This is a genomic window from Vibrio sp. 970 (genome assembly GCF_033339075.1).
Genome location: NZ_JAWOTW010000005.1, coordinates 352,268 through 378,649 on the forward strand (window position 1 = coordinate 352,268; position 26,382 = coordinate 378,649).

Genomic DNA, 26,382 nt, shown 5'->3' on the forward strand with positions numbered 1-26,382 from the left:
TGAATTCAAAAATTGAGATCACGCGCAAATTTGGTTATGAGGATAAGTTATGGCTGGTAGTAGTGTCATCGTTATGGGCGTTTGTGCTAGTGGTAAAAGCACAATTGGTGAGCATCTAGCGAAAAAGCTAGGGCGTAAATTCATTGATGGTGATGATCTTCATCCACGAGCGAACATTCAGAAAATGGCATCGGGCCAGCCTCTGAACGATGATGATCGCAAGCCATGGCTAGAACGCATTCGTGATGCGGCGTACAGCCTAGAAAGCAAAAACGAACACGGCATTATTGTCTGTTCAGCACTGAAAAAGATTTACCGCGATCAGATCCGCGAAGGCAACAACAACGTGACCTTCCTGTTCCTTGATGGCGATAGGGAGTTGATCCTTAATCGCATGCGTATGCGCAAAGGCCACTTCATGAAAGAAAACATGGTGAAGAGCCAATTCGAGACACTAGAGCGCCCAGACAACGAGCCTCAAACTCTGATCGTCAGTATCGACGGAGACATCAGCGACGTGGTGGAACGCTCTGCCGCTGAGCTAATCAAAATGCAAGCGATCGAGGTGGCGTAATGACTCACTCTGTTGTTCTTGAGGTCACACAACGCTTGACCGAGCGCAGCCGTGAAGCGCGCGCTGCCTTTCTTGCTCGCACCGAAGTGCAAGCCGAAGCTGGCAAAGGCCGTGTTGGTTTATCTTGTGGTAACTTAGCCCATGCAGTCGCCGCTTCTTGCTCTTCTGAAAAGAAAAATATTCTCGATTTTACTCATGCCAATGTCGCGCTGATCAGCGCCTACAACGACATGTTGAGCGCCCACCAGCCGTACCAAGACTACCCAGCACAAATCAAAAAAGTGCTGGCGGACTACGGCCATACGGCGCAAGTCGCAGGTTGTGTGCCAGCGATGTGCGATGGGGTGACTCAAGGTCAAGCAGGCATGGATATGTCGCTGTTTTCGCGTGACTTAATTGCGCAATCAACGGCGTTGTCTTTGAGTCACAATGTCTTTGATGCCACATTACTGCTTGGCATCTGTGACAAAATCGCACCGGGGCAACTGATGGGCGCGCTGTCTTACGCACACCTACCAACGGCGTTTGTGCCAGCGGGTCTGATGGCAACAGGCATCAGCAACGAAGAGAAAGTCGACGTGCGCCAAAAATACGCAGCGGGAGAAGTCGGCAAAGACGCTCTGCTGGATATGGAGTGTCGCGCTTACCACTCTGCGGGTACGTGTACATTTTACGGCACCGCCAATACCAACCAGTTGGTGTTCGAAGCCATGGGCTTGATGCTGCCAGGTTCGGCATTCATTCATCCCCATACCCAACTGCGTAAAGCGTTAACCAATCACGCGGCTCTGAAAATCGCCTCAATGACGGCGGGTTCTGCACACTTCCGTCCGCTGGCCGAGGTGGTCACAGAAAAGAGCTTGGTCAACGGCATCATCGCTCTACTTGCATCTGGCGGCAGCACCAATCACACCATTCATATGATCGCCGTGGCGCGTGCTGCTGGCATCTTGCTCACCTGGCAAGACATCAGCGATCTGTCGGATGTGGTTCCTTTATTAGCGCGCGTTTACCCGAACGGCCCAGCCGATATGAACGCGTTCCAAGACGCGGGGGGCGTGCCAGCGTTATTGCACCGCTTGAACCAATCCGAGCTTTTGCATCGCGATGTGAAACCCGTGTTTGGTGAATTTGAAGACCAAATGACGCTACCGAGCCTTGTCGATGGCCAACTGACCTGGACATCGTGCCAAGGCAGCCAAGACGGTGACGTGATCGCCAAACCAGACGCCACATTCCAAAATACTGGCGGCACTCGCGTATTGACTGGCAACTTAGGCAAAGCCGTGGTGAAAGTGTCTGCGGTGAAAGAAGAGCAACGCGTGATTGTGGCACCAGCGATCGTATTCCAATGCCAACATGAAGTGGAAGCCGCGTACAAACGTGGTGAGCTGAACAAAGATTGCATCGTTGTAGTCACACACAACGGCCCAGCAGCAAACGGCATGCCTGAACTGCACAAGCTGATGCCAATTTTAGGTAACGTGCAAAAAGCGGGCTTTAAAGTGGCGTTGGTTACTGACGGTCGTTTATCTGGCGCGTCAGGTAAAATTCCGTCTGCGATTCATGTTTCTCCAGAAGCCATTCGTGGTGGCGCGATTGGTTTGGTGCGCAACGGTGATTTGATTCGCCTTGATTGCCAAACGGGCGAACTGAACAACTTAAGCGATACCACTGGTCGCGAGTTGATTCATTTCGACACCGAATCTACCCAACAAACCTGGGGACGAGGCTTGTTTAGCGTGATCCGCCAAAACGTCTCTAGCGCAGAAGAAGGCGCAAGCTTCATTGTTTAAGGCGAGAAGAAAGACCTCGTCATTCCGACGAGCCTAGGCGAGATCAGGAATCTACTATCAACGTGTTGTGAAGATAGAGAAAACTCCTCTGCCACTGCACTTTTTGTTGGTAGATTCTGAATCACGCTCGTCCCTCGCTGTTCAGAATGACGAGCTTTGGGATTAACCTCAGTTCTTTCTAAAAAACGAATGAATCCGTCATTCCGACGAGCCTAAGCGAGATCAGGAATCTAATAGCAAAATGCGTGAAGCCAGAGAAAACTCCTCTGCCACAGCACTTTTTGTTGGTAGATTCTGAATCACACTCGTCCCTCGCTGTTCAGAATGACGAGTTTTTGGGATTGGCCACTGCTCTTTCTAAAAACGAATGAATCCGTCATTCCGACGAGCCTAAGCAATATCAGGAATCTAATATCAACGTGTTGTGAAGCCAGAGAAAATCCCCTCTGCCGAAACACTTTTTGTGTTGGTAGATTCTGAATCACACTCGTCCCTCGCTATTCAGAATGGCAAGCTTTGGAGTTGGCCTCGGTTCTTTTTAAAAATGAATGAGTCCGTCATTCCGACGAGCCTAGGCGAGCTCAGGAATCTACTATCAACGTGTTGTGAAGCTAGAGAAAACCCCTCTTCCACAGCACTTTTTGTTGGTAGATTCTGAATCACGCTCGTCCCTCGCTGTTCAGAATGACGAGCTTTGGGATTAGCCTCAGTTCTTTCCAAAAAACGAATGAATCCGTCATTCCGACGAGCCTAGGCGAGATCAGGAATCTAATAGCAAAATGCTGTGAAGCCAGAGAAAACCCCCTCTTCCACAGCACTTTTTGTTGGTAGATTCTGAATCACGCTCGTCTCTTGCTGTTCAAAATGACGAACTTTAGGATTGGCCTCTGTTCTTTTTAAAAATGAATGAGTCCGTCATTCCGACGAGCCTAGGCGAGATCAGGAACCTAATAGCAAAATGCTGTGAAACCAGAGAAAGCACCTCTGCTACAGTACTTTTTGTTGGTAGATTCTGAATCTTGCTCGTCCTTCGCTGTTCAGAATGACAAACTTTGGGGGTTGATCACGGTTCTTTCTAAAAAATGAATCCGTCATTCCGACGAGCCTAGGCGAGATCAGGAACCTTGCTCGTCTCTTGCTGCTCAGAATGACGATATCTAGCATTCAGTAAATTACATCAAGCGGTCTTCATCACTACGACGGCAGCAATCACCACAAAGATACCAAACCAGCCGATTGGCTTGAGTTTCTGCTTAAACAGCAAGGCTCCACCCACTGCGGTACCCAAGATACCGATCGCACCCCAAGAGGCATAAGCAATGGCTAAGTCGATCTCTTTCACCGCTTGTGCCAACAGCGTGAATGCTGTCAGTACCAACACAATCGCCGCAATGCCCCAGCCTTTATATTTAAAACCTTTTGAGCGTGTCAGCGCCATATTGGCCATGATATCGACCAAGGCAGCCATCACGACAAATCCAAATGACATCGTAAAAAATTGACTCATGATTCGCACCTTGTACTAGTAGAAAATGAACGTTCTTTTGCCGGTTTATCGGCATTTTTCTTGGCGTTAGGTTGACCATGTGATTCCCCTAAGGTCACACACACAATGCCAACAACGGCTAACATCAAACCAAACAACTCTTGATGGTTTAAGTTGGCATCAAAGGCGATGATCGACACCACGGTGATCAACGAGATACCTAACCCTTCCCAGACAGCGTATGCCACACCGATAGATATTTTCTTCGCGGCAAACGCAAGAAAGTAGTAAGAGATTGCGATCAGCACATACATTACGATGTAGCCCCACCACCCGTGCCCTTGTCCGATAAGAGACATAGTGCTGGTGCCAGCTACTTCGGCAACGATGGCGAGCAATAAAAATAGACGTGCAACTAGCATGATTAATCCTCCATCAGAAATTAAAAAAATGCATAACGGAGAATGGTGAATGTCGCGTACCTGTATCGACATTCAAAAAGTTAAAAAGATAAAAATGAGCCACTTCTCCTGACTATTTGAGATAAGATTAGCGCTGGGTAGGAAAAAGAGACAGGTAATTGAGATATTCATTTTTGAATATCTTAAGAAGTAAGTTGTCTATGTAATCACACAATATTGATAAGGTTAAAGCATCTACTCTCTCATTCAGCCGATGCCATAAGGTGACGTCACTGCGTAAAAATCAGCGGCGTATTGAGGGTTTGTCGCACCACTTTATGTAGGTGTCTGTGCAAAGGATGGTTGCGGTTGGTTTGAAGGAAACCGCCAGAGACAACAAACTGGCTAAACTCACGATTAACGGGTGGCATTGCGTAAGAGGCGAGTTCTGGCATCAACAATGCCGAGCTTTGACTGGCATACATAATCGCGTCGGTTTCTTGCAACATTTGGCAAGCCAAACGCAAATTATAGGACTTCAGTAACACTACTGGCTCATAACCCATGCGTCGATACTCGGACTCCACGGTACAAAGCGGTTTATATGACGCAGGCGCAGGCAAAGAGACGAGTGGTAGTTTGGACACCGTGTCCCAATCATTGCTGACTTTCGACAACGTTGGGTGGTTTTTGCGCGCCAAAATCACTCGTTTTTCAACGAATAACGGGCGCATGTAAATGTCTTTCGACAGCTCGGTCTCTTGGTCAAGAATGCAGTAATCGTGCTCACCTTCTAACATTTCATCGTGCGAGTAAGTATTCCAGCTGGAAAAGGCAAAGTGCGCTTTGGGAAAGGCTCGATGACAACCAGTGAGCAGTCGCTGCCCTTGCTCATCCATCAAATAAGGGTCAGTTACAATCGCAATCTGCCCTTGGTATTGCAGTGGGTCGAACACTTCAAATTCTTGCACCACTTTTTCCAGTGGTGCAACCATATTGTCGAACTCGGCGGCGAGACGAATCGCCATGGGTGATGGCTCTACCCCATGTGCTTTACGCACAAAAAGCGGGTCATCAAACACTTGCTTCAACTTCATCACGCCGCGGCTGGCGCTCGGTTGAGAAATGCCAAGCTGCATTGCGGCCAGCTTGATGCTGCGGTTTTCCACCACAGCTTTTAATAAACGCATTAAGTTGAGATCCAATGCATCCAGCTGATGTGCCATACCCTAACCTACCAATACCATTGATGAGCGAATACAAAGAGCAGTTAACAATTAGTTAAACACTCTCTCCCGACGTGATCTGATAACCCATATCGAAGACTTTTTCTTCTTGTGTTTCGCCTTTCAGGCGCGCAATTAATAGCTCTGCGCTCTTTACACCAATTTGGAAACGCGGCGTATCAACGCTGGTCAGTTTCGGGCTGATGGTTTGACCGATATCCAGCGCGTTATAGCCCGCCACTGCCAATTGCTGTGGAACTTGAATGCCACGTTGCTGCGCACTCAGCATGGTGCCAATTGCGATGTCATCGTTGGTACAGAACACCCCATCGAGCGTTGGGTGCATTTCCAGTGCGCGTTCGAGCAAATCATGCGCTAAAGAAAAACTAGAATGATCACCAGTTAATACATGTTTGGGTTCTAGCCCTGCTTCTGTCATCGCGCGATCGTAACCTTGCATCCGCAATTTGGTTCGCGTATCCAGACGCGCGCCAAAATAGACGATTGTACGCTTCCCCGTATCTAGCATCTGCTTAACCACGGTGTACGACGCATCTTCATGATCGAGTCCAACCGCCATATCAATCGGCTCCGATGGCAGTTCCATGGTTTCGACCACCGGAATGCCCGCATTTTTGATCATCTGTAATGTACGCGGCGTGTGATGGCTTTCAGTTAGAATAAGTCCATCGACTTGATAAGAGAGTAATGACGCGATCTTGCGCTCTTCTTCAAGCTCATCGTAGCTAAAATGCGCTAAAAGCGTCTCATAGCCATTGGCTTTGGTCACCATCTCTATGCCCTGAACAAAGGAAGCAAAAATTTGGTTGGACAAAGACGGCAGTAAAATACCAATGGCTTTACTGGAGGACTTTGACAACATCGCCGGTGCACGGTTTTCGATGTAACCCATCTCTTCAATCGCAGTCGCAATCTTAGCCCGAGTCTTTTCTGCCACCGACTCAGGGTTACGCATATAGCGTGAAACGGTCATCTTCGTGACACCAACCTGGTCTGCGACATCCTGCAATGTCGTACGCGTTTTCTTATTCTGTTGAGCCATAAATATGTGATTTATCAGTAATGTTACAAGTAACATTATGACGAATAGACTCTCTGCCGACAAGCTCAGTGAAAATAATTCGCAAAATCATGACGTTATTACTCCATTAGCCATCAAATTGCGTTTCATGGATTGTGAATCAAAACCGAATAAATAAATGACATTTATATCAAAGTTCTTATAAAATGCCGTACCTAAAAGAATAAGACATTAGTCACAGTGCAGTTAGGCTCTAGCGAAACCCAGATTTACTACCACCTGCTTGATCTGGACGACTCCCAAAAGCAGCAATACCTCCAAGCATTGCAACGAAGTCAACCTGAGCTGTATCGACAACTCGTTCCTCTTTTAGCCAACGAGACACCGGAAGAACAACTAACGCAGTTACTTTATTTTGGTGCTCATCAGGCAACGAACCAAGACGTCGATCTAAGCGGAGAAATCATCAGTAAGTACCGCCTAACTCATGAGTTGGGGCGTGGTGGCATGGGTGTCGTATACGCAGCTCTACGTGCAGATGAAACGTTCGAGCAAGATCTGGCTATCAAGTTTATTCAAAGCAATTTGAGTAATGTGTTAGGGCAACGCGCACTCTTCGATGAAGCTCAACTTCTCGCGCGTCTAAACCATCCTTACATCGCGAAAGTGTTTGACGGCGGTCTCCATCAAGATTCGGTTTACATCGTGATGGAGCGGGTGTTTGGTCAAACTTTAGATGAGTACCTATCTGAAAATAAGCTAGAAAAAACGGAGAAGCTGCTGCTGTTTAAGCAGATCTGTCAGGCGATGGAGCACGCCCACCAACACCAGGTTTTGCATGCCGATCTAAAACCAGAAAATATACTGATTGATCGTAGCAAGCGTCCCAAGCTGCTTGACTTCAACTTGACTCAAAAAGCGCACTCCAACCGAGAAGACTCACCCTCAGCGCTGATTGCTTTTAGCCAAAATTTTGCCAGCCCAGAGCAGCAAGCAGGACAGGTTCTAACAGAGCAAAGCGACGTGTACTCCTTGGGCAAAATTCTCGCTTTGATGTTTCCATCACCAACAATTTGGTCTGATGTTTACTGGGTGATAAGACGCGCAACGCGTCCTGCCACTCAAATGCGATATACCGATGCTAGAGCATTGCGCATTGATATCGAACGAATTATCGAACGCCGCCCAATCGAGCAGAAAAAAAACTGGCCATTGTATAGCGCCTTTCGCTTGGTACAGCGACGTCCCCTTGCTTCGGTATTGTCAGGCATCATTGTGCTCTCTGGTGTGTTATTTGGCAGCGCCATGATGCAAAAGAATATCCAGCTGCAACAAGAGAAGAAGATTGCAGAAGATATGATGTACGAAATGACTCGCCTCATCTTCCACGCGAAGGGGCAAAATGTCGAACATCTCTCAGTGAACTCCATGATGGAGTTAACACGAAGGCGGATACTCTCTAACCCAGATATCCCCAAACATATAAAACAAAAAATGTTGTTGGCGATGATGACACCGGTGCCAGAGAAGCACCTAACTACACCAATGAGTTGTCAGCCAAATTGTGCGTCTAAGGACAGCACCAACCAATAAGGCTTAAAACAAGATGTATACACGTTCAGTGGTATTTTGGTTGTCTGCATTGACGGCTACGTCCACGTTGGCAGCAGACGTTTCAGTTGCCACTTCACACCCACCAGCTTCAACCTTGAAGCAAGGCTACTTTATCGACGCCCCAGTGACTGGCCTGTATTACAAAACCAGTTCCAATATCACTGGCGTCACTCAGCAAGGTGCATTTCATTACCAACCCGGTGATGTAATTAGCTTCTTCCTTGGTAACGATGATAAAGGTTATCTGCTGACGACCTTATCAAGCCAAGAAGTGCTGACGCCGACGATGGCGACAACCAAACCTAGCCGCAGCATCAATATGACGCGTCTGCTGCTTTCTCTCGACAGCACGCCTGAGAATCGTGAGGAAATTGTCCTAGCAAACCGTGTGCTTTCTGATCCTCACTTTCAAAGCCAGCTCAAAGGCCTTGATCTCAATTACCTGGATGACGCTAAACGCTACCTCAATCTCGATTGGGTATCTGTCAATGAGGCGATTGAGCACCTAAACGAAAGCCAGCAGTACATTGAAAAAAACTTTTCCTCTGATGAGATCATTTTTGAACCTCGCGACATGACGTTCAAAAACATCGTCATCAAAAAGAAGGATTGGCAAGGCCGCGCTTGTGCTTACGATCTACGCTATCAGCATCATCCCAAATATCGTCCTCCTATTGGTGAAACTCGATTCACTATCACCAAAGACTCATTGATTGAACACCCAAGCATTGGCGACCATTTTCAAGGCTGCTTCCTCTCGATGAAGCGCCCTATCACGGAAGATGTCGTCGAACCGATAAGCAAGTTTGCGGATTGGTTTAATATCGTTGGTTGTTCAATCACAGGGTGCACCCGCAACGACTTGAATGGCTTCTCTCTCGAAGACTTCGATGATGAAGGTGACTGGAAGTACCGCTCCGTTGCCCTCAATTTTGATCCGAGCACCGAGTTATTGATGGAAAAAGTACAAGGTCTCGGGCGTAAAAAAAACATCCAACACAATAACCGTACAGAAATGCTCTGGTTTACGTATCCCAATACTAGCGAACACGACATTGACTACCTCGGTGTGTGGCAGCAAACCGAATACCACCAACAGTCCATGACACAATCATGCCTATTGATGCGCCATCAACAAGTCATGCGACTGCCGAAAAATACGGACACCTGCCCAACCGATACAAGCCTGTACACCCAAGATGTTACCCGCGAATTTGCCGACATGTGGTGGGTCAACAATAGCGCCCCCAAAGCCGAACTCGCACAAATGAACGTCATGGTACGTTGGTCAACAACCCCATCCGAAATCAATTACACCACCTGGGAATACTTGCCAGCTGGCGCAACTTGGGAGCAAGGCATTTTATATCGCTATCAACAAAATGTTCTGCGCAACCAAGACGGTTCCGATCGCATTGAAACCTACACCATTTCTGAATTTGTCAAAGTGAGCGAGGATGTATAACCATGGCAACAGCAGTAGCACTGACACAAATCATTCAACAATGGCAATCTGGTGATAAACAAGCTGAGAGCGAGCTCTATCAGTTTGCTTATTTACAGTTGCGTAAGATCGCCCAACATGAGCGTGAACGAAATGCAGAAAAGTACGGCACCAACAACAAAGTACTGGCAGACAGCGTCAACAGCACCACGGCATTAATTCATGATGCTTACCTGAAAATGTCCAACTGCGACATGAGTGAAATTGAAACAAAGCGCGATTTCTTTTTGATGGCCGCCAAAGTGATGCGTCAAATCTTGATCGATAACGCACGCTCGCACCAAGCACAAAAGCGTCAACACATTACATTGATGAGAGATGAAGAAGATCGTTTCGAGCAATTGATTATCATGGATAAAGCTCTGGATAGTTTCAGTAGCCGCTATCCACGCCAATCGAGCGCACTCAAACTCAAGTATTTAATGGGCATGAAAAACCAAGAAATCAGTGAGCTACTCGAGTGCAGCGCAAGCCTGATAGAGAAAGACCTCAAATTCTCTCGCAGTTGGCTACAATCACGAATGGCGCACACGTAATCATGAACAAAAAGCTTTGGATAATCGGCGCAGTATGCGTCGGTTTGTTCGGTATTTACTTCATTTCAAACAAACACAATTTGGCATCTGTGAAAGACTCGTCAGACAACGCCGACAAGTCAACCCAGCAAGCACATCGTCAATATGAGCGCACATCTTTAGTTGAAGTAAAGCAAGCGTTGACAGGTTCTGCGTTGGATTGCACTCCTAAAAGGACGGGAGATGACGCATTTAACTCCGCCCTTTTAGGACAACCTGGCCCTGTTACGAATCCATTTCATACCACAGAAGACAACACGTTTTACGAGTCAGCATTGGGTGATAAGAACAGCCGACCACAAGAGGACCCATCAGAGAATAATAAACCCATCATCAACCTCACTGTGGAACAGCAGCTACAAACCATTATTTATGCTTGGGAGCTGAAACAAAACTCTCCGGTGAGTTATTCGCTCAACCTTAACCAGCTTTTTGAAGACCCAGATGGCGATCTCCTCACCACTCAGATTTGGCTTGAAAACGCCAATGGGTTAAGAGTCCTCAACCAAGGACAAATGATGGTACAAGGAGCGCCTGAGGAAATAAAAACCACCACATATTTGGCGGTAGCAGCGCGCGATGATTATCACGGTAATAGCGATCATGCATGGGTCACAACGCGCTTTGAGTTACCCGTTATCACACCCGATCAAAATGACACAGAACATCCGTTAGTTGGCGATGTAGTTTATCGCCTAGAGACGACACAAAATCTTGCCGGTATCGCGTACGCGTATGAAGTGGTGTATTGCGAGGCCTTTCAGTTTGAGGGGGGCGAAGTAAGTTATGCCGCCTCACACAACAAACGCCAGTGTCCTGAAAAGGGAGACTTGAAAAAAGTGGGCAAGTACAAAATCAGTGATGACTCGTTGATCGTTTATGTCCAAGGTGTACGCCAAATTTGGACCATCAAAAAAGAATACCCATCTCAGGTTCATGAAGATACTCGGAACTACTTCACCACCGTGTTTGATGGTAAACAATTCGAAAGCTATACCATGCAAAAGAACAAGCAGTCCATGGAAAAGCGCATCAATGCACCGACAGGACGATATCTGCATCAAATCTCCTTTTTTGATTATTTGCTACCTCTCCCAAGTGGGGGGTATCTGGTTGCTGAAGTTGGCAATTATATTTATCACTATGGTACTCAAGTCATTGGTCCTCATGGTGAAAGCATCGAATCCGATTTCAATTTACACACTTATGGTCCTAACCTGTATTGTAGCGATGTCGCCATTTGGTATCACAGCCATGTCATTGCTGGTCAAGGAGACTATCAAATCGACATCATATCAGACCCTAACCCAGACGATCCGACTTACCAAATTGATTGCCACGAGTTCATCAGCACCCCCGCTACTGGACAACAATCGTTATCGTTTGATCTTAACTATTCCCCTTACGACGAGCTACTTGATGGCGAGGTGTATAGCTACATTTTACGTCCAAAACCTGAGCTCGCTGATCGCGTTGAGGAATTTAAGATCAACATGATTTATCACGCCCCTGTCCTTAGCGACACCCAATAAACCTTTTTTACCGGTGGTTATTTTAACAAAACAATCATTCCCAAAATAAAACTGGAACCGTGATCAAATTATAAATTTTCCATCATAGACAAAAAATAGAAATAAATTTTACGGGTTTTGTGCGGATTTTCGTGTCTTGAACCTAAGCTCAATAGTCATTAAAAAGACACCACTCTCTTATATCTCACTAGTGAGATATAAAGAAAAAAATAATAAAAAAAGCGACTTTCTCATTCGGAAACGAAACAAGGACAAATAAATAATGAATAAGGTGAGTTTACTAGCAGCGTCAGTGGCTATCGCTCTTACAGGCTGTGGCGGTTCAGATGGTGGTTCAAACAGTGCTAACGACGGCGTTGTGATCACAGGTTTTGACGGCTACTTCAAGCATGCCGTTGTTTTTGAAGATACGAACAACAACGGCCAATGGGACACTCAAGAAACATTCCTTGGTCTGACCGATGAGAAAGGTCAACTGAAATTGGATGCAAAACCAGAAAGCACTCTAGCGCTACAGACCATCACACCCAACGGTTCAAAGCAGAAACAGCTCATCGCCTTGGATGCGAAAGAGTACGCTGGCAAATATACGGTTGATATGGATCATCCAGGCCAAGCTATGGCGCACGAAGTCGTATTCCGTGCACCAACATCGTCAAACGTGATTTCACCTATCACGGATCTTGTGGCGATTGAAATGGCAAAAGATCCAGCCATTAGTGAAGAAGATGCGAAAGCGAAAGTAAACCAAGCGCTAGGAGGCTCAGAAGAAGCACCAATTGATCTGTACAGTGATTTTGTTGAAGGTGCGACAAAAAACGCCGAACTACATAAAACCGCTCAGATTCTGACCGACTCGAAAGCACAAAACCCAACGAACTACGAGAAAAAAGCCACAGAGTTTGCTCAAGCGGCAAACCAAGAAGTGGAACGTCTTGTTGCATCTGGCGAAAACATCAATGACCCAAATCTACGTCCAATCATCACTGACGCGACCCCAGACAGCGACACCTTAGCACCTGAAACGGCAGTTAATAACAAGCTAACCGTAAACAAAATCGTCGAAAAGGCAGCTAAAGATAAGCTAGAAAAACTACCAAAAATCGTACAAGGCGTGGATTTTGATGGCTTAGAGCTAGACATTGAAGGTCTATTTGCAGACAAAGACCAAAACCTTGTGACAACCAAACTGACGCACAACTTTGCAGGCACAGGCATTGAAGTTGTGCAAACTGGCAACCTGATTGTTCTACATCCAACTGCAATCGTAGAGAAAGCTGGTGATTTTGAGATTGTTCTAACGGCGCAAGACATTGATTCGTCAGGTAAGGTTTTGGGTACGGTAAGCACCGTATTTCAGTTCGAAATCGAATCGGCAAACTTACCACCAATGGTTGTAGAAACAGAACAAGCGCGTCTGCAGTCCATCGTTGATGGTTGGTACCTACAACAAGGTGAAGTGTTTGAACAAACACTCGATATTTCTGGTTTGTTCCAAGATAAAGACGGTCAAATTACCGACTACTCAGCGGACTATGTAGACATTGAAGGTCTAACAGTATCTGAGGATGGTAATGCAATTATCACCATTAAAGGCACACCAACAAAAGCAGGTGAAGCTGGAGCAGTACTTGCGATTAGCGCAACAGATGGCCATACCGCGGTACAAATTGCGCTCAGCATGCCAACGGTTATCGAAGGCGTCACGCCACCACCAGTAGTACCGACTTTGGGCTTCACTCACGAGCACTTCAACGGTCAAGAATGGAAAATGGGTAGCTTTGCACAGAAAGATGGTGAAATTGGCTACGCCATATTGATGCAAGATTCTGAAGGCCTACTATTCTGCTGGGGTTCAAACCACGATGAGATGAATCAAGAGTACAAAGCGAACATCAGTGACTTCCTAAAAGACACATGGGAACACGATGCTTACGCCATTCTTGCCGATCTGGACCAACAAACTGGTTACACGGAATACAACAATAAAGACTGTAACGACGTTGAGCTGAAAGACGGTAAGCTATACAACAGCTACGGCGACGAGTATGAAATGTTGTACCAGCACAAAACCGAGCATAACGGCACTCAAATGATCGTTAAAATATCAGATGATGAGCTGTTCTGGATGGACTCAAACAATACCCCATTTGCAGAATCACTTTCGGTTGCAGAACACATCAAACACGGCACGGTAGAGCATGACTTGATGGTAGAAAGTAATGGCACAGGCGACGACACAGTCCTGAAATACTCGTCAGGTGCGTACGAATACGACACTGATACTTACAACTACACTTCGTTCATGCCAACAGGATTCCAAACTCCAGGTAATTGGGAAATCCAGAATGATGAAGACCGTGAACTGCTGATTCTAGAAGAAACAGGCTCAGAGTCAGATTACAAAACTCGTCATCGTTACATCAACCGCGATTTTGGTGACTTTTATATTGGTATTCGTTGGAGTAAAGAACAAAACGGTCATGAATCCGCACCGGAATATGGTCTGTACTCTGACAGCAAAGAAGCCATGACAAGCATCGCGAGTTCACTACCGATTTTGGAGCCTGGTGATGATGACTAAAGCAACCATCGTTAACCCTTGCTGTGATAGCGTGCATTTGCGTAGAAGACGCAGAACACTTTGGGAACGATTGGTCGGCATCAAAGAAGTGTATATCTGCTCTAACTGTCACAAAGAAACGCCACTCAAATAGCGATAATATTTGAGACCGCAAAAAAGCCCCGAACTCGGGGCTTTCTTCTATATTTTGACCACAATATCTGAGTCGTTATTTCACGCACACCACGTTCAATAATGAGGTCCCGGTGAGCTGATTGGGCTCACGATCGGCGAACAAACCTTTCTTATCTTTGCCCCAATACGGCAGTTGCAGTGGCCATTGATTTTTTTCCATCACCCCAGACGCCCTCAGCGCTTTAAACTCTGCAGGGTTAGCTAAGTTCATACCCAGTTGCTGACATACTTTGTGCGAGTTTTCGTAGTTGAGGCGGTTCCACGGCTTACCATGTTCCATGTAAAACTGATTATGGTGATCGAGTAAATATGGGACCACGTACGTTTTGCCCTGCACTGAAGTTCTCAACCGAACTTCAATGTCATCATTTCCAGTGACAATTGGCTTCGCTTTGGTCTTAGCAACAGGCGTAGACGAAGAGCTATCACGTGAACTTTTTGCCTTGGTATCTGGCTTCTCTGCCCGCGCTTTAAAGGCGTCGGTATCAGCTCGCACAGCAGGAACTGGCGCGGGTTTCGGGGTCACCGTCGGTGTTGGCTTAACCGAAGATGCGGCTGATTTCGACGATACAGTAGATTTAGGTGTAGGTGGTGTTACTGGTTGTTTCGTCCCTTTCCCAACCACTCGGATGAACGCCTCTTTGTAATTCGACAAGGTTTTGACTCCTCGTAAGTCATCCCTCGCATCAGACAATGCCTTGTAAGGTCCTATCAAACAGCGATAGCCTTTGGATTCAGGCTTCATCCATACGTCAGTCGTGATTTTACTATAGAGAGGCTTAGCTTTCGCGAGAGACATAGGCTTGGGTAGCAATCCGCATTGAATCCAGTAAAGGTAGTTGCCCCCCTGCGGCACTTTCTTTCCCCATACTCCGTTACCAATTGGGCACGTTTTCTCAAGCATCGGTAATTCTTTCTCGCTGGCTTGAGTGGCTTGGCAAAGGAACTCCTCCGCCGATACTGGGCTAGAAAACTGGGCGCATACCAGCAACAAGCCGAAAGCTAGGCTTGCTTGGAAGATACGAGATGGGTGTTGTGCCTTCTTCATTTCCATACACTTCACTCTAAATTAGTGGGTAAGGTCATTATGGCGGCAAAGCGCCAAAAAAATGTGAACAAAGAATAACTAGCAAAAAAAGAGCCGGAATTTGCATCCGGCTCTCAGTTTAGGAAGGAATTAAGCGAATTTACAACGCTTGGCGGGAAAATTCTTAACCTTTGTACAGTTTCGGGTTGAATACATCTCGTAACCAGTCACCCAATAAGTTGATAACCAGAACCAGTGTAACCAACACGATGCCTGGGAAGGCAGTAATCCACCACGCACCTGAGAAGATGTAGTTAAAGCCGATGCTGATCAGCGCACCTAGTGACGGCTGATCAACAGGAAGACCCAAACCTAGGAATGACAGTGCCGCTTCCGACATGATCGCGTTCGCTACCTGTACCGTCGAGATAACCAAGATTGGCGATAGACAGTTTGGCAGAATGTGACGGAACATGATTCGCGGAGCTTTAAAGCCCATCACACGCGCCGCTTCGACGTATTCTTTCTTCTTCTCTGCCAATACCGAGGCACGAATAGTCCGTGCGTATTGCGGCCATTCTGCCACACCGATGATCACCACCAGCATGACCACCGCATATTGGCTGTAAAAATCACTGCCAAAGCTGGCTTTGAAGATAGCTGACACGATGATCGCGACCATCATGGTCGAGAACGACAACTGTACGTCTGCAAAACGCATCAAGAAGCTATCGATACGGCCGCCGAAATAACCCGCCGACAAACCAATGATGATACCCAATACCAACTGAAGGCCAACCGCCAGGAAGCCGATGGTTAGAGACAGACGAGAGCCGTAAAGAATGGTCGATAAAATATCGCGACCTTGCTCGTCAGTACCCAACACAAAGCGCTCATCGCCATCTTCCATCCACGAAGGTGGCAACTCAGAATCCATGATGTCGATAGACGTCAGATCGTACGGGTCTGTTGGCGCAAGAATCGGTGCAGCCAATGCCAATACTAAGAACATCATAAAGACGGTAAAACTCGCCATCGCCACTTTGTCGCGTTTGAAGTAATACAGAAAATCTGACTCTTTGAAGCGCTGCCACGTTGATGGAGCAGGAGCTGGTGTTAAATTTGATTGGCTCATGATTAAGCTCCTTTTCCAGTTAGGTTCACAGTTGGGTTGATGATGCCATACAGCAAGTCAACGATGGTATTGGTTACCACGAAGATCAGACCAACAAAGATAACGTAGGCAGTGATCAGCGGTGTATCTACACGGTTGATTGCCTCTAGGAAAAGGAAGCCAGTGCCCGGCCATTGGAACACGGTTTCAGTAAGAATGGTGTAGGCCACCATGGTACCAATCTGCACGCCACCTACCGTCAATACTGGTAGCATGGTGTTCTTAAGTGCATGTTGGTAATAAATCTTTTGTAAGTTCAAACCTTTTGCTTTGGCGAACTTAATGTATTCCGAACTCAGTACTTCCAGCATTTCTGAACGTACCAAACGGATGAACAACGGCAGCATGATAGACGCTAGCGCAATACAAGGTAGGATGAGGTGCTTGATACCATCAATGGTAAAGAAGCCAGATTCCCAACCGAGTACGTTAGCGGTTTCACCTCGCCCATAGGAAGGCAACCAACCGAGTTCTATTGAAAAGACATACATCAGCATGATTGCGGTTAAGAACACCGGAATCGAGATACCGACACTGCTCATCGCCATCACAAATTTGGTAAAAACACTCTTAGGATGAATCGCAGAGTACACCCCAAGCGGAATAGAGAAAACAATGATGATAAGCGTCGCGCCAAACACGAGCTCTAATGTTGCCACCAGCTTATCGAGGATCACCTCAACCGCAGGTCGCTTGAAAAAGTATGATGTACCCAAATCACCTTGTAGTGCATTACCCACAAAGCGCGTGTACTTTGTGATAAAGGGATCGTTCAGGCCCAAGTCGTCGCGTAGCGCTTGACGCTCCGATTCCGAAACCGACTGACCTACAAGCTCACGCAGCGGATCACCCAGGTTGTCCTGAATGGCAAACGCCACCAAACTGATCACAAACATCACTATCAGTGCCTGAAACAGGCGCTTGACCAGAAACGAAAACATTCCTTGCCCCTTAACTATCCATAGATCTCTAAATTAGAGAGAAAATTCAGTCTAAATAACCAACTCAATCCGACTGAAACAAAACTGAGTCGAGTGCTTTAAGTTGAGGAGGGAAAACCATCCCTCCTCAAAGTCGACTAACCGTGATTATTCAACCACTAGGTCACCGAAGTAAGGCATTACCATTGGGTTAACGATATCTGCCGCTTTCACGTTAGACTTCGCGCCCCATGCTTCACTTTGCCAGTGTAGCGGTACGAATGCTGCGTCGTTGTATAGTGTCGCTTCTACGCCCTTCAGCATTTCTGCACGTTTCGCAGGATCCGTCTCTACGTTCGCAGCTTCAACCACTTTGTCCATTTCTGGGTTTGAGTAGTAACCACAGTTGTACTGACCACGACCGGTTTCTTCGTTACGAGTCATCGTTAGGAACTCGTTGAAGTTCGCTGAGTCTTCTGTATCTGAGTGCCAACCGATCATTAGCATGTCTGCCGCACACTTGTCGAACTCAGGCCAGTACTGCGCTTTTGGCATGGTCTTCAGATCAACCTTGATACCGATCTTAGACAACATTGCCGCCGCCGCTTGTGCTACTTTCGCATCATTCACGTAACGGTTGTTTGGTGCGATCATCGTTAGCGTCAGGCCGTTTTCGTAACCCGCTTCTTTCATCAGTTCTTTCGCTTTCTTCAAATCGTAGCGAGGAACCAGTTTGTCATCGTGACCTACGTAACCTGCCGGGCTTTGCTGACCAGCGGCCGTTGCGAAGCCTTTCATGATTTTCTTCACAATACCTTCGTTATTGATTGCGTGAACAATCGCTTGGCGAACGCGAACGTCTTTCAATGCTTCGTTGCTGTTTTGGTTTAGTTGGAACGTGATAATACGAGTACCAGGCAGCGTGACTAGGTCGATGCCGTCAGCATCTTCAACGCGTTTGTGGTCGTTTGGCGCTACAGGGTGAATCATGTCAACACCGCCAGAAAGCAGCGCTGCTACACGAGTTGCGTCTTCTTTGATTGGCACAAGCGTTAGCTTATCAACATTACCTTTCGACTCTTTGTCCCAGTAATCTTTAAAGCGTTCAAATTCCACTTTTACGCCCTGCTCACGTGAAGTCACAATGAATGGACCCGTGCCAGATACGTTAGTCGATGCGAATGAATTACCGTGCTTCACTAGCTCAGACTTATCTTTGCCGTCCGCAGTTTTGCCAGTGTAGAACTTGCTGTCCATTGGGAAAATGTACGTTGCGGTTTGCAGCACTAGTGGGTAAGGACCTTTAGTTACAAGATCGAACGTGTTGTCGTCAACTTTGACGATTTTCTCGTACGGGTCGAAGATGTTTTTAAAGTCAGGAGAGCTTTGTAAACGCTGGAACGTCCACACGACGTCGTCAGCCGTTAGAGTATTGCCAGAATGGAATTTCACACCTTCACGCAGTTTGAAACGAACAGTCGTATCGTTAATACGTTCCCAGCTTTCCGCTAGGCGAGGCTCGAAATCCATTTTTTGAGTAAAGCGAACCAACGGATCAAATACCATGTGTGACATTTGCAGTGTGCCACCTGATAGCTGCTCATGTGGGTCAAGCGATACTGGGTCAGCTGCATAGCCAACTTTGATATCTGCTGCCATTGCGTTAAAGCTTAGGCCCGCAGCCATTAGCGCCACTGCTAATTTGCTTTTCATGGTTTTCATTTGCATAACTCCTTCATGCGGGGATACGGATCCCTTGTTGTTGTGTTTGCGTCTTTGTTATGACTAAAGGTTAGCCAAGCGAATTGCTTGGTTTATGCCGTTTCGATCTCTTCTCGCAAGCCAGTAAACTCCGGCATCAGAGAAATCAATTTTTTGCTGTATTCGTGTTGAGGTGCCGTGAATAACTGTTCTGTTGGTGCCACTTCTAAAAGTGTACCCATTTGCATCACACCTACTCGGTCACACATCTGACGAATAACAGGTAAATCGTGGCTGATAAACAACATAGTCAAGTTCAGCTCACTTTGCAGATCTTTCAGCAAGTTTAGAATTTGTGCCTGTACCGATACGTCCAGTGCTGAGGTCGGTTCATCACAAATCAAAAGTCGAGGACGAGTCGCCAACGCACGCGCAATAGAAATACGCTGACGCTGACCACCGGAGAATTCATGAGGGTACTTAAGCCCAGCCATTCGACCCAAACCAACATGATCCAATAGGTCATTCACGATTTGGCGAGTTTCCGACTCGTTTTTCGTCAATTTATGGAAACGGATTGGCTCAGCAATAATATCGAATACCTTCATACGAGGGTTCATTGAAGTATATGGGTTTTGGAACACCATCTGCATTTGACGACGCATCGGGCGGCGCTCTTTCTCAGAGGTTAAAGCGGTCAGGTCAATACCCTCGAATTTCACCTGACCAGAGTTAGGTTGGTATAAACCAGCAATCACACGTGCAATGGTCGATTTACCTGAACCAGACTCGCCCACCAAACCAAAGGTTTCGCCTTCGTGCACTTCAAAGCTCACATTATTAGATGCTTGCACGTATTCTCGGCGGCTCTCGAACAAAGAGTCTTTGGTCACAAAGCGAAGATTGACGTTCTTCACGTCCAAAAGCGGGCCAGTGTACTCACGCTCATCTTGGCTTTGTCCTAACCAGTGGTTCTTGATATCGAGTGGCTCCATTTCCGCCGCTTCTTCGATATAGCTTACTAACGGGAAACGATCTAGCTTTCTGTCTGAACGTGGTACCGCTGAAATTAGACTGCGAGTATAAGAGTGATCAGGATCGCCCAATACTTTGGCTGTTGGTCCAAACTCCACCAAGTCACCACGATACATTACCGCCACGCGATCGGTGACGTTGGAGACGACACCCATATCGTGAGTAACCAACATACAGCCGACATTGTTCTTGATACACAGCTCGCGGATCAAGTTGAGGATTTGGTCTTGGATAGAAACGTCTAACGCCGTAGTTGGTTCGTCCGCAATGATGAGATCAGGCTCACCAGCCAAAGCAATCGCAATGACGACACGCTGACGCATACCACCAGAGAATTGGTGTGGGTATTGTTTCAAGCGGTTTTCTGGCTGCGGGATGCCAACTTGCTGCATCAGAGAAAGTGCACGCTGATACGCCTCTTCATCAGAGACTTTCATGTTGGCGTGGATCGTCTCTTTCAGCTGCTGCTCAACCGTAAAAAGTGGGTTAAGTGAGGTCATCGGATCTTGGAAAATAAAACCTATTTTCGAGCCGCGAACCTTACGCATCGCTTCTGGTGATAGGCCAGAAATTTTTTCTCCATCCAGGAATACATCACCGCTAGCAACGCGACCTGGAGGGCTAAGCAAATCAATAACGGCGTTACCAACGGTGGATTTACCCGCACCTGATTCGCCAACAACACCCACGATTTCACCACGTTCAATATGAAAAGAAAGTGATTTCACGGCAGCGTGAACGCCGTGTCGGGATGGGTATTCAATACGAAGGTTTTTCACTTCTAATAGTGACATTTCAGACCTCTACTGCCTTGTCTGTGGTATCGAATCGCGCCAAAGGCACCATTCATCACCTGAATGAATCCGTTCAAATTCAGAATAATACTCTGAAATCTTAATGCGGAAATAATTTGGCAAAAATCACACAAAAAAGCAACAATTAAAGTATATTCCGCCGAAAATACATTAAATAAACGCACAATTAGCGAATAAAAATGCATTAACAAGTATTTAACCATTTTCATATCACACTATTTTTGTGCGTCATGCACCAATAAAACTAGAAAAATGCTCTAAAAGTAAACATGAGCTAAACAAAATCATTAACCGCATTATTCATGTGCATTTATTAACATTTAACAAACAATATCATATGCAAAAAGTGTTTTCTCAACATAAAAAACTATTAATAAAATAGTCGGCAAATACAAAAAGCCAAACTTAGGAAGAGAAAGGATAGGTCAAAACGTGAACAAAACAGCAAAACCACACAAATCCTGCTCCAACGCAGAATATGCGCCACTTAAGCGGTTTATTGACTAAGCAAAGGAAAGTTCCGCTATCTTCATTCGTACGTCATAAGAAAACTCGCCGGTTTTAACCCTTTACGACACAATTGAGAGTGGGATAATAGATGAACAGCGTCAAAGCCAAGCCGTAAATAAAAGGAGCCCCTGTGCTTAAAGCGATTTTTTTTGATATGGACGAGACTTTATGTGCAACGTCACAAGCCGATAAAGTTGCAGGACAAGCGTTTACAACTTGGATTCATAAAACCTACCCACAAGTTACCGAGCCAAAAGTGTTTTTGCAGCGCTACTTGCAGGGTGTATACAAAAAGCTGAATGCTGAGTTCCCTCACCTTGTGGCTCTGCTACCCGATGAAAATGCCTTCCGTTGTGGCCTGATCCAAAACATCTTGGCGGAGCAAGGCGTCAGCATCACTGCAAAAGAGGCTCAACAAGCTCAAGACTACTTTGACTCTGCACGTATGGGCGCGTTCACTTTCTTCCCTGGTGTAAAAGAAATGCTCAGCGACCTTCGTCAACATTACAAACTCGTCGTGATCACGAACGGCCCGATTTTTTCTCAACACCCTAAATTAAACGCGACACAAATGAGCAACTGGGTGGACCATATTATTGTGGGAGGAGAAGAGCCAGAAGAGAAACCTGCTACAAGTATTTTCCAAAAAGCGCTCGACTTGGTCGAAGTAAAACCAGAAGAGGCTCTACACGTGGGCGACTCTTTACCTGCTGACATTGCTGGCGCTAACAATATGGGCATTTTGAGTGTGTGGGTGAATGCGACAGGCGCAAGTAACTCAACGGATATAACGCCAAGTTTTGAAATCCAAAAAACGGTAGAAGTAAAAGAAATCCTTAAAACACTCGCCCAATAAAAGCAGCGGATTAGAAAACTACAAACCCCCAGACACTGCTCTGGGGTTTATTTTGTCAGCTCGAAAAGCATTTAGATCATAGGTGGTCAAAAGCCCCTAGAGCTGTACACTTTTGGGGAAAATTGAAATGGAATGCCGATTCTTTTCAGGAGAGATGTAAAAAAGCCCCAGTCTTTCGACTGAGGCTCTAAATAGCGGTCGGTGAAGAGCCGAATTCTAACTTCAGGCGAACCCCACTTGGGTTCAAATCCATTGATACATTACCGACTAATACAGTCCAAGCGAGATCATAAACTCTAAAACGACGAAAGCCTGCTAAAAAGCAGGCTTTCTAATAGTGGTCGGTGAAGAGGGATTCGAACCCCCGACCCTCTGGTCCCAAACCAGATGCGCTACCAAGCTGCGCTATTCACCGAACTGTATTTACTGATTTTCTCAAATCAGACAGTACACTTCAACTAAGAAGTCACCTTAATTAATGGGGTGGCTAACGAGATTCGAACTCGCGACCACCGGAATCACAATCCAGGGCTCTACCAACTGAGCTATAGCCACCATCAATTTTTGCTGTTTACCGCTCTATTAGAGCCATAAACTAAATAGTGGTCGGTGAAGAGGGATTCGAACCCCCGACCCTCTGGTCCCAAACCAGATGCGCTACCAAGCTGCGCTATTCACCGACGATGTTTTATCTTGATTGAATCAAGATTGGGAGCAATGCTACCGCATTCAATCTAAAAAAGAAAGAATGGGGTGGCTAACGAGACTTGAACTCGCGACAACCGGAATCACAATCCGGGGCTCTACCAACTGAGCTATAGCCACCACTGATTTTTACCGATGTATCCTCCGAGGCAATGGTACGCCCGAAAGGATTCGAACCTTCGACCTTTGGCTCCGGAGGCCAACGCTCTATCCAACTGAGCTACGGGCGCATGCCCTATCGGCGGAGTGGAATAATACGGATATCACACTATGCCGTCTAGTACTTTTTTTACTTTTTTTATCGTTTGGTCTCTTTTTCGACAGTTATCTTCCGTTAAAGTGGATTTTTGATGTGATTCACGCCCTGTCATGGATAACTTGTTGTTTATTGCAACAAGTTATCGGGATATAATCACCCATTATTTACATTGATTTAACAGCTGCAACCAAGTTGTCTAATCATTCTATGCCATTCAGTGGAATTTAATGATTTCTCTGCTCGGCATTAATACTCTAACTATATAAATAGGTAAGTCACTTACCTCGGGAATGTGAAGTGGGTTTAATGGATATGTCTCGACAAATGATTAGCGTTTTGTTCGCTGCCTTAACGTTTTCTACGGCAGCTTTAGCTTCTGACATCAGCCAAACTGAATACGATGCGATCGCAGAACGCATCCAACCTGTCGGTGATGTTTATCTAGCGGGTTCTGAGCCAGTGAAAGAAGAACCAACCGGTCCACGTGATGGCGCCACAGTTTATGGTACTTTTTGTATTGCTTGTCACGCATCTGGTGTAAACGGCGCACCTAAAACAGGTAATGCCGATGATTGGGCACCGCGTATTGCACAAGGCAAAGATACGTTAGTGAAGCACGCATTAGAAGGCTTCAATGCGATGCCAGCCAAAGGAACCTGTATGGACTGTTCTGACGATGAAATCATCGCAGCAATTGACCACATGATTGAAGGTCTATAAGTAAAGACATCAACGAAAAAGGCTTGCCAGTTGGCAAGCCTTTTTGTTTTTAGTCAGTGAGAACAAGGTTACTTTACTTCTTAAACATTGCTCGAATATTGGCAATGTGTGCTTGACCTTTCGCCATACGCTCTTCTGCTGATACTGGCTTTTTGTTTACTTCCCATTCAACGTCATCAAATGGCAACTCATCCAAAAAGCGGCTTTGAGTCGGTTTGATCAACTCGCCGAACTGCCGACGCTCTTTGCACATAGTGAAAGTCAGTTCACGTTGCGCTCGAGTAATACCAACGTACATCAGGCGACGCTCTTCTTCCACGTTATCTTCATCAATACTGGTTTGGTGCGGTAAAATACCTTCTTCGGACCCAATTAAGTATACATATGGGAACTCAAGGCCTTTTGATGCGTGCAAGGTCATCAGTTGTACTGCATCACTGTCTTCATCTTCTTCACCGCGCTCCATCATGTCACGCAAGGTCAAACGTTGAACGACTTCTTTTAACGTTTTCTCTTCTTGATCGTAGTTGTCACCCTCTAGGTCCGCCACTATCCATGAATAAAGATCAGAAACGTTCTTCATTCGCATTTCAGCGGCTTTCGGACTTGCTGAAGTTTCGTATAGCCAATCTTCATAATGGATATCACGAACTAGCGAACGAACCGCTTCGACGGTATCACCACGCTCAGCTTGATCAGCGATCGCCACTAGCCATTGGGTGAAACGACGCAGGTTTTCTAGGCCACGTCCCGTTAGGTGCTGTTCGAGCCCCATTTCAAAGCTCGACTCAAACAGGCTCTTGCCTCGCATATTGGCATAACTGCCTAATTTCTCTAACGTTACTGGGCCAATTTCACGTCGCGGAGTGTTCACAATGCGCAAAAATGCATTGTCGTCATCCGGATTAACCAAAACGCGCAAATACGCCATGATGTCTTTAATCTCTGCGCGCGCAAAAAACGAGGTGCCGCCAGAAATTTTATACGGTACACGGTTTTGCATCAGAGACTTTTCAATCAAACGTGATTGGTGGTTACCACGATATAGAATCGCATAATCTTTATATTCGGTACGGTTTAGGAACTTATGCGCAATTAGTTCACCCGTTACGCGCTCTGCTTCGTGCTCTTCATTTTTAGCCAACAACACTTTGAGTTTTTCACCGTCAGGAATTTCAGAGAACAAGGACTTCTCATAGACGTGAGGGTTGTTAGCTATCAAAATGTTGGCCGCACGCAGGATTCGACTCGTTGAACGGTAGTTTTGCTCTAGCTTAATCAAACGCAAATTCGGATAATCTTCACCCAGCAACACGAGGTTCTGAGGTTTCGCACCACGCCATGAATAAATAGACTGATCGTCATCCCCTACAACCGTCAATCGCCCACGTTCTCCGACGATTAATTTGACCAGCTCATACTGACTCGTGTTGGTATCTTGATACTCGTCAACCAGTAGGTAACGGATACGATTCTGCCAACGCTGACGAACGTCTTCATGATTACGTAAGAGTAAAACGGGCATCAAAATTAGGTCATCAAAATCGAGCGCGTTATAGGCTTTCATTTGCTTTTGGTACATATCAAAACAGAACGCAAACAATTGTTGCTGTTCACCTTGCGCACGCGCTTTGGCTTGCTCTGGCGTCAACATGTCGTTTTTCCAGTTGGAAATACAACTCAGAAGCTGACGTAGCAGATCTTTATCACCATCAAGCTGCTTTTCGGTAAGTTCTTTGAGTAGCGCTAGCTGGTCTTGGTCATCAAACAGTGAGAAGCCCGCTTTCAACCCTAAATGCTTGTACTCACGCTTGATGATGTTCAATCCTAAAGTGTGGAATGTTGATACCATCAAACCTTTAGACTCACCTTTCCCTAACGTTTGACCTACACGCTCCTTCATTTCACGTGCTGCTTTGTTGGTAAACGTCACCGCCGCAATGTTACGCGCTTTGTAACCACATTGCTGAACCAGATAAGCGATTTTATTGGTAATAACACGAGTTTTGCCCGAGCCAGCACCAGCTAGCACTAGGCATGGACCAGATACGTATTTCACGGCTTCATCTTGACTAGGGTTCAGCTTCATAGAAATTCTCTGCGGGTGATGAATGTGGCGCCTATGATAAAGGGGTGGCCTCGTGAAAGCTAT

20 protein-coding genes and 5 tRNA genes are annotated in these 26,382 nt (G+C 46.3%); 10 read left to right on the forward strand and 15 right to left on the reverse strand.

Annotated elements, in window-relative coordinates; translation table 11 throughout:
• The first annotated feature begins 49 nt into the window (after window positions 1–49).
• Entirely contained in the window at window positions 50–574 is a 525-nt protein-coding gene (locus tag R7Q11_RS10485; protein WP_005379140.1) for a gluconokinase, read from the forward strand.
• Entirely contained in the window at window positions 574–2,370 is a 1,797-nt protein-coding gene (gene edd / locus R7Q11_RS10490) for a phosphogluconate dehydratase (protein WP_053307266.1), read from the forward strand. The genes R7Q11_RS10485 and edd overlap by 1 nt, the downstream gene beginning before the upstream one ends.
• 1,177 nt (window positions 2,371–3,547) lie before the next feature.
• On the opposite strand, the gene R7Q11_RS10495 is transcribed toward edd, so the two are convergent.
• From R7Q11_RS10495 to R7Q11_RS10510, 4 genes are all read right to left on the reverse strand, one after another.
• A complete protein-coding gene (locus R7Q11_RS10495; RefSeq protein ID WP_005478614.1) occupies window positions 3,548–3,877 on the reverse strand; it encodes an SMR family transporter in 330 nt (109 codons plus the stop codon).
• Window positions 3,874–4,278, reverse strand: a complete 405-nt coding sequence (locus R7Q11_RS10500) for an SMR family transporter (protein ID WP_005379135.1) — start codon at window positions 4,276–4,278, stop codon at window positions 3,874–3,876. The genes R7Q11_RS10495 and R7Q11_RS10500 overlap by 4 nt, the downstream gene beginning before the upstream one ends.
• Before the next feature lie 269 nt (window positions 4,279–4,547).
• Complete coding sequence (locus R7Q11_RS10505) at window positions 4,548–5,483, reverse strand: LysR family transcriptional regulator (RefSeq protein ID WP_005379132.1); 936 nt, start codon at window positions 5,481–5,483, stop codon at window positions 4,548–4,550.
• A gap of 55 nt (window positions 5,484–5,538) precedes the next feature.
• On the reverse strand, window positions 5,539–6,546 hold the full coding sequence (locus tag R7Q11_RS10510; RefSeq protein WP_005379123.1) for a substrate-binding domain-containing protein: 1,008 nt from the start codon (window positions 6,544–6,546) through the stop codon (window positions 5,539–5,541).
• Window positions 6,547–6,765: 219 nt separating this feature from the next.
• Between R7Q11_RS10510 and R7Q11_RS10515 the strand changes: the two genes are divergently transcribed.
• The 6 genes from R7Q11_RS10515 to R7Q11_RS10540 all read left to right on the forward strand — a co-directional run bounded on the left by R7Q11_RS10515 (window position 6,766) and on the right by R7Q11_RS10540 (window position 14,467).
• A complete protein-coding gene (locus R7Q11_RS10515; protein ID WP_005384231.1) occupies window positions 6,766–8,118 on the forward strand; it encodes a serine/threonine-protein kinase in 1,353 nt (450 codons plus the stop codon).
• A 13-nt stretch (window positions 8,119–8,131) separates the two neighbouring features.
• Entirely contained in the window at window positions 8,132–9,604 is a 1,473-nt protein-coding gene (locus R7Q11_RS10520; protein ID WP_025768271.1) for a hypothetical protein, read from the forward strand.
• A gap of 2 nt (window positions 9,605–9,606) precedes the next feature.
• On the forward strand, window positions 9,607–10,179 hold the full coding sequence (locus tag R7Q11_RS10525; RefSeq protein ID WP_025768270.1) for a sigma-70 family RNA polymerase sigma factor: 573 nt from the start codon (window positions 9,607–9,609) through the stop codon (window positions 10,177–10,179).
• A gap of 2 nt (window positions 10,180–10,181) precedes the next feature.
• Window positions 10,182–11,750, forward strand: coding sequence for a hypothetical protein (locus R7Q11_RS10530; protein WP_225466427.1), 1,569 nt, complete (start codon window positions 10,182–10,184; stop codon window positions 11,748–11,750).
• A gap of 262 nt (window positions 11,751–12,012) precedes the next feature.
• A complete protein-coding gene (locus tag R7Q11_RS10535) occupies window positions 12,013–14,334 on the forward strand; it encodes an acid phosphatase (RefSeq protein ID WP_225466428.1) in 2,322 nt (773 codons plus the stop codon).
• Complete coding sequence (locus R7Q11_RS10540; protein WP_012841245.1) at window positions 14,324–14,467, forward strand: hypothetical protein; 144 nt, start codon at window positions 14,324–14,326, stop codon at window positions 14,465–14,467. The genes R7Q11_RS10535 and R7Q11_RS10540 overlap by 11 nt, the downstream gene beginning before the upstream one ends.
• Window positions 14,468–14,542: 75 nt before the next feature.
• Here R7Q11_RS10540 and R7Q11_RS10545 read toward each other — a convergent pair whose 3' ends face one another.
• The 5 genes from R7Q11_RS10545 to R7Q11_RS10565 all read right to left on the reverse strand — a co-directional run bounded on the left by R7Q11_RS10545 (window position 14,543) and on the right by R7Q11_RS10565 (window position 21,159).
• Window positions 14,543–15,562 (reverse strand): SPOR domain-containing protein, encoded by a 1,020-nt coding sequence (locus tag R7Q11_RS10545; RefSeq protein ID WP_213908236.1) that lies wholly within the window; start codon window positions 15,560–15,562, stop codon window positions 14,543–14,545.
• Between the two features lie 157 nt (window positions 15,563–15,719).
• Window positions 15,720–16,670 carry an ABC transporter permease gene (locus R7Q11_RS10550; RefSeq protein WP_171343022.1) on the reverse strand — a complete coding sequence of 317 codons (951 nt, stop codon included), beginning with the start codon at window positions 16,668–16,670 and terminating at the stop codon, window positions 15,720–15,722.
• A gap of 2 nt (window positions 16,671–16,672) precedes the next feature.
• On the reverse strand, window positions 16,673–17,650 hold the full coding sequence (locus R7Q11_RS10555; protein ID WP_005379110.1) for an ABC transporter permease: 978 nt from the start codon (window positions 17,648–17,650) through the stop codon (window positions 16,673–16,675).
• Window positions 17,651–17,797: 147 nt separating this feature from the next.
• Complete coding sequence (locus R7Q11_RS10560) at window positions 17,798–19,351, reverse strand: ABC transporter substrate-binding protein (protein ID WP_005379109.1); 1,554 nt, start codon at window positions 19,349–19,351, stop codon at window positions 17,798–17,800.
• A gap of 92 nt (window positions 19,352–19,443) precedes the next feature.
• A complete protein-coding gene (locus R7Q11_RS10565; protein ID WP_005379108.1) occupies window positions 19,444–21,159 on the reverse strand; it encodes a dipeptide ABC transporter ATP-binding protein in 1,716 nt (571 codons plus the stop codon).
• 661 nt (window positions 21,160–21,820) lie between these two features.
• Between R7Q11_RS10565 and R7Q11_RS10570 the strand changes: the two genes are divergently transcribed.
• Window positions 21,821–22,546, forward strand: a complete 726-nt coding sequence (locus R7Q11_RS10570; protein WP_225466429.1) for an HAD family hydrolase — start codon at window positions 21,821–21,823, stop codon at window positions 22,544–22,546.
• A gap of 338 nt (window positions 22,547–22,884) precedes the next feature.
• Here R7Q11_RS10570 and R7Q11_RS10575 read toward each other — a convergent pair.
• From R7Q11_RS10575 to R7Q11_RS10595, 5 genes are all read right to left on the reverse strand, one after another.
• Window positions 22,885–22,961, reverse strand: a tRNA-Pro gene (locus R7Q11_RS10575).
• A 64-nt stretch (window positions 22,962–23,025) separates the two neighbouring features.
• Window positions 23,026–23,101 (reverse strand) — tRNA-His (locus R7Q11_RS10580).
• Between the two features lie 48 nt (window positions 23,102–23,149).
• Window positions 23,150–23,226: transfer RNA gene (locus tag R7Q11_RS10585), tRNA-Pro, on the reverse strand.
• A gap of 69 nt (window positions 23,227–23,295) precedes the next feature.
• A tRNA-His gene (locus R7Q11_RS10590) sits at window positions 23,296–23,371 on the reverse strand.
• Window positions 23,372–23,404: 33 nt separating this feature from the next.
• Window positions 23,405–23,481 (reverse strand) — tRNA-Arg (locus tag R7Q11_RS10595).
• A gap of 335 nt (window positions 23,482–23,816) precedes the next feature.
• On the opposite strand from R7Q11_RS10595, the gene R7Q11_RS10600 reads away from it, so the two are divergent.
• Window positions 23,817–24,230, forward strand: coding sequence for a c-type cytochrome (locus tag R7Q11_RS10600; protein WP_005384252.1), 414 nt, complete (start codon window positions 23,817–23,819; stop codon window positions 24,228–24,230).
• A gap of 73 nt (window positions 24,231–24,303) precedes the next feature.
• Here the strand turns inward: R7Q11_RS10600 and rep are convergent, their stop codons facing one another.
• Complete coding sequence (rep, locus tag R7Q11_RS10605) at window positions 24,304–26,319, reverse strand: DNA helicase Rep (RefSeq protein WP_005379104.1); 2,016 nt, start codon at window positions 26,317–26,319, stop codon at window positions 24,304–24,306.
• Between the last annotated feature and the right edge of the window lie 63 nt (window positions 26,320–26,382).